Raw genomic sequence first — 11,777 nt, forward strand, 5'->3', positions numbered from 1 at the left:
TGGGTATGCGCAACATCGCCGCCACGCTGCGTTATGCGCGCGCTGGGGCTGCCGACGGCGGACTGCCTTTGGTCGCCCAGCTCGCCGAGATGGTGCAGCTTCGCTTCGGGCCGTTCCGCGTGCGACCGCAGGAATATTACGAGCAGCGACTGTATCGTCCCGGAATGGCATTCGCTTCGAAGCGCGGCTTCGTGGGCTCCTGGGCGAAAGAAACCGTCTATCACATCGGCAATCATCGCTGGGATGCGGTCGCCGACGACAAGCTGCTCACATACCAGTTTCTGGACGGGCTTGGCCTTCTCTACCCGAAGATCGTCGCGATCGGCCACGCTTACCGCACCTATCCGGGCGTGCCCACCTTGGGCTCGCCCGAAGCGCTCGGCGCCTGGCTGCGCGAGGGCTGCCCCTATCCTCTCTTCGCGAAGCCTTCCGATCTTGCGCTCGGCATGGGCTGCGCACTGCTGGAGGGTTACGATCACGCGTCGGATATGCTCCGAATGTCGGACGGAACCGTGATCCGCGTCGCGGACTATGTCGAAAAAATGTGGGCCCGCTCGGCAGGCCCGCTCATCTTTCAGGACCTGATCGTCCCGCACGCCGACCTCGTGCGTGTCATCGGCCAGCGCGCGGCGACGCTGCGCATCATGGTGCTGCTGCTCCCGGAAGGCCCGCGCGTGCATCGCATCGCCTTCCGCATCCCCGTCGGCCGCAACATGACCGACAACTATCGCAGCGGCAAAAGCGGCAACATGCTGGGGCAAGTCGATGCCGCAACGGGCGAGGTGCTGCGGGTGCATTCGGGCGTCGGCGCTGACCACCGAACGATCGAAAGCCACCCCGACACGGGCGCAGCATTCGCGGGTTGGCACCTGCCGTTCTGGGCGGAAACGCTGGACGCGGTGCGCTTCGCCGCGGCGGGTCTCGCGGGCATTCCCGTGCAGGGCTGGGACGTCGCCATCACACCGGGCGGGCCATCGTTTGTGGAGGTGAACCACCGGGGCGACTTCGACCTTCTGCAGCAGGCGGAGGGGCGCGGCGTGGCGGATGAAGCCTTCCTTAGTCTCCTCAAGACTTGACGCCGCCGCGCATCGCCGCTTGAAGGTCCGCGTCATTGGTTTCGGGGGCGCCGCCTTTCATGTTCAAGAAAATCCTGATCGCGAACCGCGGCGAGATCGCCTGCCGGGTCATCAAGACGGCGCGGCGCATGGGCATCAAGACGGTCGCGGTCTATTCGGACGCAGATGCCGCCGCGCTGCACGTGGAGATGGCGGACGAGGCCGTGCGGCTCGGCCCGCCGCCCGCCGCTGAATCCTACCTTCTCGGCGACGCCATCATCGCGGCCTGCAAGGCAACCGGCGCCGAGGCTGTCCACCCCGGCTACGGCTTCCTGTCCGAGCGTGAATGGTTCGCCAAGCGCCTCGCCGAAGAGAATATCGCCTTCATCGGCCCGCCGCCCAATGCCATCGCCGCGATGGGCGACAAAATCGAATCGAAGAAACTCGCCAAGGCCGCGGGCGTCAACGTCGTCCCCGGCTTCGTCGGGGAGATCGAGGATACCGAGCACGCCGTCCGCATCGCGAACGAAATCGGCTATCCGGTGATGATGAAGGCCTCCGCGGGCGGCGGCGGCAAGGGGATGCGCCTCGCCTACTCCGAAAAGGACGTGCGGGAGGGCTTCGAGGCGACCAAGCGCGAGGGGCTTTCGAGCTTCGGCGACGACCGCGTCTTCATCGAGAAGTTCATCGTCGAGCCGCGCCACATCGAGATCCAGGTGCTCGGCGACCAGCACGGCAACGTGCTCTACCTCGGCGAACGCGAATGCTCTATCCAGCGCCGCCACCAGAAGGTGATCGAAGAGGCGCCCTCGCCCTTCGTGACGCCCGAGATGCGCAAGGCGATGGGCGAGCAGGCCGTCGCGCTTTCGAAGGCCGTGGGCTACTATAGCGCCGGCACGGTGGAGCTGATCGTCAGCGGCGCCGACACGACCGGCATGGGCTTCTACTTCCTGGAGATGAACACCCGCCTGCAGGTGGAGCATCCGGTGACGGAGTGCATCACCGGCCTCGACCTCGTCGAGCAGATGATCCGCGTCGCGGCAGGCGAGAAACTGGCCTTCACGCAGGACGACGTGAAGCTCTCGGGCTGGGCGCTTGAAAGCCGAGTCTACGCCGAAGACCCCTACCGCAACTTCCTCCCCTCGATTGGCCGCCTGACACGCTACGCGCCGCCCGAGGAGACGAGCGGCGAGACGACGGTGCGCGTGGATACCGGCGTCGTCGAGGGCAGCGAAATCTCGATGTTCTACGATCCGATGATCGCCAAGCTGATCACCCACGCGCCGACGCGCGAGGAAGCGGCGGATCTTCAGGTCGCAGCACTCGACCGCTACCGGATCGACGGCATCGGCCACAACATCGACTTCCTCTCCGCCGTGATGCAGCACCAGCGCTTCCGCGACGGCCGCCTCACGACCGGCTTCATCGCCGAAGAATACCCGGACGGCTTCGAGGGCGCGCCCTTCACCGACGAAAAGCGCGACGACCTGATCATCGCCGCCGCGGTCATCAACGCCATCACCGTGCAGCGCGCGCAGTTCATCGAGGGGCAGCTCAACGGCCACGGCGCGCAGTTCGGCCCGGACTGGGTGATCGAGATCGATCGCAAGCCGTTCAGCGTGCACGCCGAGGAAACGAGCAGCGGCTGGATCGTGACCCACACGTTCGAGGGCGGTACGCACACGCACAACGTCGCGACGGAATGGGAGCCGGGCGAACCGGTGTTCCTCGCCGACGTCGATGGCCGGGACGTTGCCGTGAAGCTGGCGCTGAAGCCCGTGGGCTACCGCATGACGGTGAAGGGCTCCGGCCACGACGTCCGCGCGCTCACGCCGCGCGCCAGCGCACTCGCGGGGTACATGATCGAGAAGATCCCGCCGGACCTTTCGAAGTTCCTGCTCTGCCCGATGCCCGGCCTTGTCGTCTCGGTCTCGGCGGCGGCGGGCGACACGGTGGAGCCGGGCCAGGCGCTCGCGGTCGTCGAGGCGATGAAGATGGAAAACATCCTCCGCGCGGAGAAGACGGCGGTCGTGAAGTCCGTGAACGCCAAGGCGGGCGACAGCCTCGCCGTGGACGCCATCATCATGGAATTCGAATAGGGCTCAGCCCCGGCATTGCAGCGAGGACGGCGCGCGGAAATAGCATTCGCGCGTGCTTCCGCCCCGGCTCATGCGCAGCGTCATCTCGGCGGCAGCTGCGTTCGCCTGCGCCTGCAGTCCCTTCGCACTCGCTACGGCGCGGCCGTTCACCGCTTCGAGAATATCGCCGGGCTGAACGAGCCCGAAGCGCAGCGCCGGCGCGCGGGGATCGGCACCGATCACCACGACGCCTGCATCGGGCAGCCCGCCGCCAAGCTCGGCGGAGAGTGCCGGCGAGAGGTTCGCAACCGTGATGCCCGCAAGGATCGAGCGCCCGGCGAGGAGCGTCGTGTCGCGTGCCGGCACTTCGGGCGGCGCGACGAGCTTCAGCGCCACGTTCTCCGCCTTGCCGCCGCGCAGAAGCGTGAGTTTCACGGTCTCGCCCACCGGCTTGCTGGCAACGAGGTAGCGCAGCGTATCAGGGTCGGAGGCATCCTTGCCGTCCACGGCGTAGACAATGTCCCCCACCCGCACGCCCGCCCGTTCGGCGGGCGAGCCCTTCGTCACCTCGTTGATGACGACGCCCATCGGCCGGTCGAGGCCCGAGGCGCGGGCGATCTCGGATGTCACCGGCTGGCCCGCCATGCCGAGCCAGGGCCTTGAAATCTTGCCGGTTTTCGCGCCCGCGATAAACTGGCGCACCATGTTGGCAGGGATCGCGAAACCGATGCCGTTCGAACCGCCCGAGCGCGAGTAGATCGCAGTGTTGATGCCGACAAGGCGGCCATCCATGCCGATGAGCGCGCCGCCCGAGTTGCCGGGGTTGATGGCCGCGTCCGTCTGCACGAAGAACTGGTAGTCGCTGATGCCGACGCCGGTGCGCGCGAGCGCCGAGACGATGCCGTGCGTCACGGTCTGGCCGACGCCGAAGGGATTGCCGATGGCGATGACGACATCGCCGACCTCCGCACTGTCGCTGTCGCCGAGCGGCACGACGGGAAGCGCTGCTCCCCCCGTTTCCACCTTCAGCAGCGCAAGATCGAGCTGCTTGTCGGTAAACATCAGCTTGGCCGGAAACTCGCGGCGGTCTGCGAGCGCGACCTTGATCTCGTCGGCACCCTCGACAACGTGGTTGTTGGTGACGATGAGGCCGGAACCATCGACGATAACGCCCGAGCCCAGCGACTGCTCGACGCGCGGCTGCGGCGTCATGCGGCCGCCGCCGAAGAACAGATCCCAGAACGGATCGCGGCGCGTGCGGTTCACACGCGCGGTGTAGACATTGACGACGGCCGGCACGCTCGCCTTCACGAGCGGCGCGTAGGAGAGCATCAACTCGGCATTGCTCGTCGGCACGCGGCGCGGCGTTTCGGGCGGCGCGGCGGCCGCGGCAAGTGCCGCCACCTGCTGCGCCGAAGCCTGCGGCTCGATCTTGTCGATGGCCATGGCGAAGCTCGTGCCCGCGATTGCGCCCGCGGCCAGCAGCCAGAGTGATCGGTTCGCTGTCATCGTCCGTCCCGTGATGTTTCCGGCAATCACATAGGTACGCAGGGCGCCGGCGTTAACCCCCTGGCCCGCGCACGGTCAGCCTTGTTTTCCCGCCATCTCGCGGGTGAATTCGGTGAGCCACGCGCCCCGGCGCTGCCGCCTCAGCCGCTCGGCGTGAACGATCGTGTGAATCTGTTCGAAGCAGTCGTGCATGTCCTCGTTGACAAGCACATAGTCGTATTCGGGCCAGTGGCTGATTTCCGCGGCGGCGCGCGCCATGCGGCCCTCGATGACCTCTTCGCTGTCGGTGCGGCGCGCGCGCAGGCGGCGTTCCAGTTCGGCCATCGTCGGCGGCAGCAGGAAGATGGAGACGACATCGTCGCCCATCGACTGGGCGAGTTGCTGTGTACCCTGCCAGTCCACGTCGAACAGCACGTCGCGGCCCATGCGGAGCGCGGTTTCCACCGCAGCGCGCGGCGTGCCGTAGCGGTTGCCGAACACGTGCGCCCATTCCAGGAACTCGCCCGCCTCGACCATGCGCTCGAACTGCGCCTCGGTGCGGAAGTGATAGTCGATGCCATCGACCTCGCCGGGGCGCTTCGCGCGCGTGGTCGCCGACACGGAAACCGCCATCTGCGGTTCCGCCGCCAGCAGACGCCGCGCCATCGTGGTTTTGCCCGCGCCCGAAGGGGAAGACAGCACGAAAAGGATGCCGCGCCGCTCGATTTTTCCGGCCGTGTCTGTCCGTACGTCCATGCGCGCCGCACATAAAGCAAGGTGCGCCACGGTCAAGATTGCGCAAAGAAGAACGTAATTAGCGAATCGTTATCATCCGCTGCGTTAACCTAAAGCGGATGCATGGTATTTTCGGCATAACCGCTGTGTTCGCACGGCGCGGGCTGCTCCTGCTTGCGAGCTTGCTTTTCTGTGCGCTCGCCATTTCATCGACCGCGAACGCGCGCGTTACGCTCGATATCGGCGCGAACGCGTGCGTTTTCCCCGATCACAAGGATCTTAGCCTTGCCGGCGCCATGGCGAGGGCCGCGGGCGGCGACTGCCCGGGCGGGCTCTCCACGGGCGAGATGCGCGACGCCTGGCTGATAAAATCCGGCCTCGATCTGCGACAGAAGCCCGGCGAGCCCTTGTCCGTTCACCTCAAACAGACGCTTTTTGAAGAGGTTACGCTCTACGTTCGCTATGCCGACGGCACCGTCTGGACGATGCGCCACGATGCCGCCTCTGCCGCAAGCCACACCGAACTCGGCGGCATGTTCCGGCTGCGCATCCCCTGGCGGGCGGGAACGATCGAAACCATTGCGCTGCACGCCCGGAAAGTCGTCGATCCGCGCGGCGCCTTCGTGCGGCCCGCGGTTGAGACTCCCCAGGTGGAGGCCATTGAAACTGAACGGCAATCGCTGATCTACGGCCTGTTCGGCGGCGTGATCTTCGCCACCCTGTTCTTCAATCTCGTGCTGCTCGTCTGGCTGCGCTACGCCTTCCTTTTCTTCTACTGCGGCATGACCGCCGCGACCCTGCTCTACGGCCTTGCCGCGTCCGGCATCATGATGCGGATGCTTCCCGCAGGATTGCCGCCGATGCTCGGCAACGTCGCCGCAGAGGCCGTCTTGCCCGTGATGCTGTGGTTCGCGGTCGTTTTCACGATCACCCTGCTGGAGCGCGGCACCGTACACATGCGGCTGGCGATCACCGGCATCATGCTCGCAACCTTGCAGGTCGGCGCAGGCGTCATCGCGCTCATCACGCTGTTCCAGGCGCCGGAGCGGCTTCATGTCCCGCTCGCCGTGGTGAACATCCTCGGCGCGGTCACGATGGCGCTGATCTTCCCGATGGCGATCATCGCGTGGCGCCGGGGCAGCCGCATCATCCTCATCTACACGGTGGCCTGGGCCGTACCGCTCGCCGGGGCCTTCGCCCGCATTCTCGTCGCGCTCGGCTTCATGGAGACGAGTGCGTTCATCGAAGACAGCTATTTCTACGCGATGTGCCTTGAATGCGTGCTGAGCATGATCGGCATCGCCTACCGCATCTCCAACATTCGCGCCGAGCGCGACGAGGCGCGCGCCCGCGAGATCGAACTGACCTACCTTGCCGAAACCGACGCGCTGACCGGGCTTCTCAACCGCCGCGCCTTCATCGAATACGGCATCCGCCGCAGTGGCAAGGGCAAGCTGAAGTCGCGCCTGCTGCTGATCGACATCGATCATTTCAAGACCGTCAACGACGGTTTCGGGCACGAATTCGGCGACCGTGTGCTGCGGGAGGCCGCACGGCTGATCGAGAGCGTCTCCCCGGCGGGCGCCGTCGTCGGCCGCCTCGGCGGCGAGGAATTCGCGCTCATCGTCCCCCACAGCGAGCGCGACGACACGGCCGGAACGATCCTCCGCGCCTTCCGCGCGACACCGATGACGGACGGCGTCCGCATCACTGTCAGCATCGGCTCCGCATCGGGCATCATCGCCGACGACCGCACCTGGCGGCAGGTCTACAGGCGCGCTGATACGGCACTCTACGAGGCCAAGAGGACCGGGCGTGATCGGCACGTGGCCGCCGCCGGACCCGAACCTTCGGTCGCGACGGCGGCTTGAGATGCCCAGCCGCCCCGCCAAACCGATCCGCGAAACCGTGGGCGCCGATTCCGCTGCGCACCTTCGCGAGCCCCGGAACTGGCTGGCCGGCGTCGCGCTGCCGCGCCTCGGCTCGCGCAGCGAGATTGCCAACACGCACCGGCAGCTGCTTGATCTCCGCCCCACGATTCCGCTGTTTGCGGCGATCGGCGCGCTGATCTGGGCGGGCGTCACGCTCTGGCACGTACCGCTCACCGCCTCGATCCAGGGCGCGTGGCTCGCGGCGGGCGGCGTGCTGACGACGTTGTTCGCGGTGTTCGGGCTGCGCGAAGCCCAGCCGAAAGCAGGCGAAGTCGCCGATACGGCGCGCGGTCTCGTGACGCTGAGCGCCGCGGCGGGGCTTCTTTGGAGCACGCTTCCGGTCATCAGCGACATACCGTTCGCGCTCGTTCTTTCCATTTCGATGCTCGTGCTCGGCATTGTCGCGCTTTCGCCGATGCCGCTTGCAGCGATGGCCTATATGGTCGCGTTCGCGGTCACGCTCGTCACCCGTCTCGATGGCTTCGCCTCGTCGGCGGCGGCGGTCGTCGTGCTGTCGGGCGCGCTCACGCTCTACCTCGCCGGACGGCGCACGCTCATCGAACGCGCCGAGGGATCGATGCGCGATCTCGGCGAACAGCGCGTGCGCAGGCTCTGCGCGACATTCGAGACCTGCGGCAGCGGCTGGTTCTGGGAAACCGATATCGACGGCCGCATCACCTATATCTCGCCCTCGTTCGGCGCGGCGCACGGGACCACGAACGAGCTCCTGATCGGGCGTCCGCTTGGGGACATCATCTCGCTTGAGGTGGAAGACCCGGACGAGGCCGCAACCTCGCTGCGGACGCTGGAATTCCACCTGCAGGGCAAGCTGCCGTTTCACGACGTGGTGATTCCCGTGCTGTTCCCGCTCGGCATCCAGTGGTGGTCGCTCGCGGGCACGCCGATCTACAGCCAGCACGGCCACTTCGAGGGCTTCACGGGCATCGGCGGCGATCTTACCGACGTGCGCCGTTCGGAAGACCGCGCCATGCGCCTTGCGCGCTTCGATCCGCTCACCGGCCTTGCGAACCGCATCACCATCCGCGAGACGCTGGAAACCGCGCTCCTCAGCCACGGCGGCGTCGTGCCGCAGCGCTGCGCGCTGCTGCTGCTCGATCTCGACCGCTTCAAATCGGTAAACGACACGCTCGGCCATCCAGTGGGCGACAAACTGCTCGAACAGGTTGCCGATCGGCTCGGCACGCTCGTCGGCGCGGATGGCCGGGTCGGGCGGCTCGGCGGCGACGAGTTCGCGGTCGTCGTGCGCGATGCCGAAACGCTGGCCGGGCTTTCCGCCTTCGCCCAGCGCATCATCGACTATCTCTCCGCGCCCTACACGGTGGACGGCCACCGCATCATCATCGGCGCGAGCGTCGGCATCGCCATCGGCCCCGACAACGGCCACAGCGTCGACGCGCTGATGCGGAACGCCGACCTCGCGCTTTATGCGGCGAAATCGGACGGGCGCGGCAAGCACCGCTTCTACGAGGGCGGGATGCACCGCAATGCCGAGACGCGGCGGCAGATCGAAAACGACCTGCGCGGGGCGCTCGTCAGCAACGGGCTGTCGCTCAATTTCCAGCCGATCGTCGAAACGGCGAGCGAAACACTCGTCGGCTTCGAAGCGCTGGTGCGCTGGCACCATCCGCGCCACGGTGAAATCTCGCCGGCGAGCTTCATTCCGATCGCCGAGGAAACCGGCCTTATCGACGGCATCGGCGAATGGGTGCTGCGGAACGCCTGCATGGTGGCTGCGAAGTGGCCCGAGCACATCGGTATCGCCGTCAACCTCTCGCCGATCCAGGTGACGAACCCGGAATTGCCGACGCTGGTGATCAACGCGCTCGCGCAGGCCGGCCTCGCGCCCGAGCGGCTGGAGCTGGAGATCACCGAAAGCGTTTTCCTCGAGGAAAACCCGGCGACACGCGCCACGCTGCAGCGCCTCGGCGCGATCGGTGTGCGGCTAACGCTCGACGATTTCGGCACCGGCTATTCGGGCTTCTCCTATCTCACCAAGGCGCCCTTCAAGAAGATCAAGATCGACCGCTCGTTCGTCTCCGGCGCGGCCGAGCGCGGCGGGCAGAAGGCCGCGATCGTGAAGGCGATCGTCGCGCTCGCCGACAGTCTCGGCATGATCACCACGGCCGAAGGCGTCGAGACGCACGACGACCTCGATATCATCCGCCGCATCGGATGTACGCAGGTGCAGGGCTTCATCTTCGGCAAGGCCGTGCCCTGGGCCGAGGCAGGCATCCTTGCGCGCTCCGAAGCGCCGATCGCGCCGAACGGCATGAAATCGAACCGCCCCCGCCGTATCGCCATGCTGCGGCGCGCGACGATCCTGCACAACGACCGCAGGCGGAGCGCCCGGCTGCGCAACACATCCGATACGGGCGCGATGTTCGAGGCGCGCTGGCTGCCGAGGCCAGGCGACCGGGTCACGACCTTCGTGGAAGGCCAGCAGCCCCGCTCCGGCATGGTGCGGTGGGTGGAGGAAGACCGCTTCGGCATCCACTACGACGAGCAGGTCATCGCAGCCGACGTCGAAAACCACGAACGCGCCGCCTAGCGGGCGCCTAGCGACCGGGCGCCAGCATCGTTTCAGGGCGGACGAGCGCGCGAAAACGCGTCTCATCGATCAGATCGAGCGCTTTTGCCGCTTCCAGCAGCGTCAATCCATGCTTGTGCGCGTGCTTGGCGATCGCCGCGGCATTGTCGTAGCCGATCTCGGGCGCGAGCGCCGTCACCAGCATCAGCGAGCGCTCGACGAGATCGGCGATGCGCTCGCGGTTCGGTTCGATACCCGCGACGCAGCGGTCCGCGAAGCTCACGGAAGCGTCGGCGATAAGGCGGATCGACTGGAGCACATTGTAGGCGATCACCGGCTTGAAGACGTTGAGCTCCATGTGCCCCTGCGCGCCGCCCACCGTGACGGTGACGTGATTCCCCATCACCTGGGCGGCCACCATCGTCAGCGCTTCGGCCTGTGTCGGGTTGACCTTACCCGGCATGATCGAGCTGCCCGGCTCGTTTTCCGGAAGCGCAAGCTCGCCGAGCCCGGAGCGCGGCCCGGAACCGAGAAGGCGGATGTCGTTCGCGATCTTGTTGAGACTGACCGCAAGCACGTTGAGCGCACCCGACAGCTCGACCATCGTGTCGTGCGTGGCGAGCGCCTCGAACTTGTTGGGCGCGGTTTCAAACGGCAGGCCGGAAAGCCGCGCGAGTTCGCTCGCGATGCCCTCGGCGAAGCCTTCCGGCGCGTTGAGCCCGGTACCGACCGCCGTGCCGCCCTGCGCCAGCCGATAGAGCCGCGGCAGCACCGCCTCCACGCGCGCGATCCCGTCCGCGAGCTGCTGCGCGTAGCCGGAGAACTCCTGTCCCAGCGTCACTGGCGTCGCGTCCTGCAGGTGCGTGCGGCCGATCTTCACGATGTCCGCGAACGCCTGCGCCTTCGCCGCAAGTGCCGCGTGCAGATGCCGGAGCGCCGGGATCAGCCGTTCGTTCACCTCGCGCGCCGCCGCGACATGCATCGCGGTCGGGAACGTGTCGTTCGAGCTTTGCGAGGCGTTGACGTGATCGTTCGGATGCACCGGGATCTTGCCGCCGCGCGCGCCCGTGAGAATCTCGTTGGCGCGGCCCGCGATCACCTCGTTGGTGTTCATGTTGCTCTGCGTGCCCGAACCGGTCTGCCAGACGACGAGCGGGAACTGGTCGTCGCGCTTCCCCGCCGCAACCTCGGCAGCGGCCTCGATGATCGCGGGTGCGAGATTGTTGTCAAGCACGCCAAGCTCGGCATTCACGAAGGCCGCAGCCTGTTTGATAAGGCCGAGCGCGCGCACAAGCGGCGCGGGCATACGCTCGCCGCCGATGGGAAAATTGCTGATGGAACGCTGCGTCTGCGCGCCCCAGTAGGCCGAGGCGGGCACTTCGATCGGCCCGAAACTGTCAGTCTCGACGCGCGCGCTCATTTCTTCCGAAAGGCGTCGAGCGTCACCACGTTCGAGCCGTCACCGCTTTCGGGCGGCGTGGGCTCGGGCTCGGGCTCCGGTGCGGGCGGTATGATGCCCTCGGGCGTCGGAAACTGCAGCGCGAACTCCACGGAAGGGTCGTGGAAGCCGGTGATCGCCGCGTAGGGAATCGAAAGCTTGGTCGGCACCTGATTGAACGAAAGGCCGATCTCGAAGTGCTCGCGATCAACCTTCAGCTCCCAGTAGCGGTGCTGGATGACGATCGTCATTTCGTCCGGATAGCGCTGGCGCAGGTGCACGGGCATCTCGACGCCGGGCGCGGCGGTCTTGAAGGCGATATAGAAATGGTGGTTGCCGGGCAGGCCGCCATCGGTCTCCACCCGTTTCAGAACGCCGTACACGACGCCGCGCAGCGCATCCTGCACGATCTCGTCATACGGGATCAGACTTTCCGGAGTTTCGGCGTTCATGCGGCCCTCGTTATCATAAGGCCACTTGGTGGCGCGGCGCCGCGGCGCGGTC

8 protein-coding genes are annotated in these 11,777 nt (G+C 66.7%); 4 read left to right on the forward strand and 4 right to left on the reverse strand.

Annotation, left to right across the window (positions count from 1 at the left end; genetic code table 11):
* Positions 1 to 5: 5 nt before the first annotated feature.
* Complete coding sequence (locus tag H2052_RS12345; RefSeq protein WP_293782069.1) at positions 6 to 1,076, forward strand: sugar-transfer associated ATP-grasp domain-containing protein; 1,071 nt, start codon at positions 6 to 8, stop codon at positions 1,074 to 1,076.
* A gap of 59 nt (positions 1,077 to 1,135) precedes the next feature.
* Complete coding sequence (locus H2052_RS12350) at positions 1,136 to 3,154, forward strand: acetyl/propionyl/methylcrotonyl-CoA carboxylase subunit alpha (protein ID WP_293782071.1); 2,019 nt, start codon at positions 1,136 to 1,138, stop codon at positions 3,152 to 3,154.
* Between the two features lie 3 nt (positions 3,155 to 3,157).
* Here H2052_RS12350 and H2052_RS12355 read toward each other — a convergent pair whose 3' ends face one another.
* Positions 3,158 to 4,642, reverse strand: coding sequence for a Do family serine endopeptidase (locus H2052_RS12355; RefSeq protein WP_293782073.1), 1,485 nt, complete (start codon positions 4,640 to 4,642; stop codon positions 3,158 to 3,160).
* Positions 4,643 to 4,717: 75 nt separating this feature from the next.
* Entirely contained in the window at positions 4,718 to 5,377 is a 660-nt protein-coding gene (gene gmk / locus H2052_RS12360; protein WP_293782075.1) for a guanylate kinase, read from the reverse strand.
* Between the two features lie 125 nt (positions 5,378 to 5,502).
* Here gmk and H2052_RS12365 point away from each other — a divergent pair, with 125 nt between their 5' ends.
* The gene (locus H2052_RS12365; RefSeq protein ID WP_293782077.1) at positions 5,503 to 7,227 is read left to right on the forward strand and encodes a diguanylate cyclase; all 1,725 of its coding nucleotides are present in this window, start codon (positions 5,503 to 5,505) and stop codon (positions 7,225 to 7,227) included.
* Positions 7,172 to 9,856 (forward strand): EAL domain-containing protein, encoded by a 2,685-nt coding sequence (locus tag H2052_RS12370; RefSeq protein ID WP_293782079.1) that lies wholly within the window; start codon positions 7,172 to 7,174, stop codon positions 9,854 to 9,856. Before H2052_RS12365 ends, H2052_RS12370 begins: the two co-directional genes overlap by 56 nt.
* A gap of 7 nt (positions 9,857 to 9,863) precedes the next feature.
* On the opposite strand, the gene fumC is transcribed toward H2052_RS12370, so the two are convergent.
* On the reverse strand, positions 9,864 to 11,255 hold the full coding sequence (gene fumC / locus H2052_RS12375; protein ID WP_293782081.1) for a class II fumarate hydratase: 1,392 nt from the start codon (positions 11,253 to 11,255) through the stop codon (positions 9,864 to 9,866).
* On the reverse strand, positions 11,252 to 11,725 hold the full coding sequence (locus tag H2052_RS12380; protein WP_293782171.1) for a ClpXP protease specificity-enhancing factor SspB: 474 nt from the start codon (positions 11,723 to 11,725) through the stop codon (positions 11,252 to 11,254). The genes fumC and H2052_RS12380 overlap by 4 nt, the downstream gene beginning before the upstream one ends.
* Positions 11,726 to 11,777 lie beyond the last annotated feature (52 nt).

Origin of the sequence: Sphingosinicella sp., assembly GCF_013911755.1 — a bacterium.
In the GTDB taxonomy this organism is placed as follows: Bacteria; Pseudomonadota; Alphaproteobacteria; order Sphingomonadales; family Sphingomonadaceae; genus Sphingosinicella.

Coding starts and splice junctions, on each gene's coding strand:
- H2052_RS12345 (WP_293782069.1), top strand. CDS start 6: ATGCGCAACATCGCCGCCACGCTGCGTTATGCGCGCGCTGGGGCTGCC.
- H2052_RS12350 (WP_293782071.1), top strand. CDS start 1,136: ATGTTCAAGAAAATCCTGATCGCGAACCGCGGCGAGATCGCCTGCCGG.
- H2052_RS12355 (WP_293782073.1), bottom strand. CDS start 4,642: ATGACAGCGAACCGATCACTCTGGCTGCTGGCCGCGGGCGCAATCGCG.
- gmk (WP_293782075.1), bottom strand. CDS start 5,377: ATGGACGTACGGACAGACACGGCCGGAAAAATCGAGCGGCGCGGCATC.
- fumC (WP_293782081.1), bottom strand. CDS start 11,255: ATGAGCGCGCGCGTCGAGACTGACAGTTTCGGGCCGATCGAAGTGCCC.
- H2052_RS12380 (WP_293782171.1), bottom strand. CDS start 11,725: ATGAACGCCGAAACTCCGGAAAGTCTGATCCCGTATGACGAGATCGTG.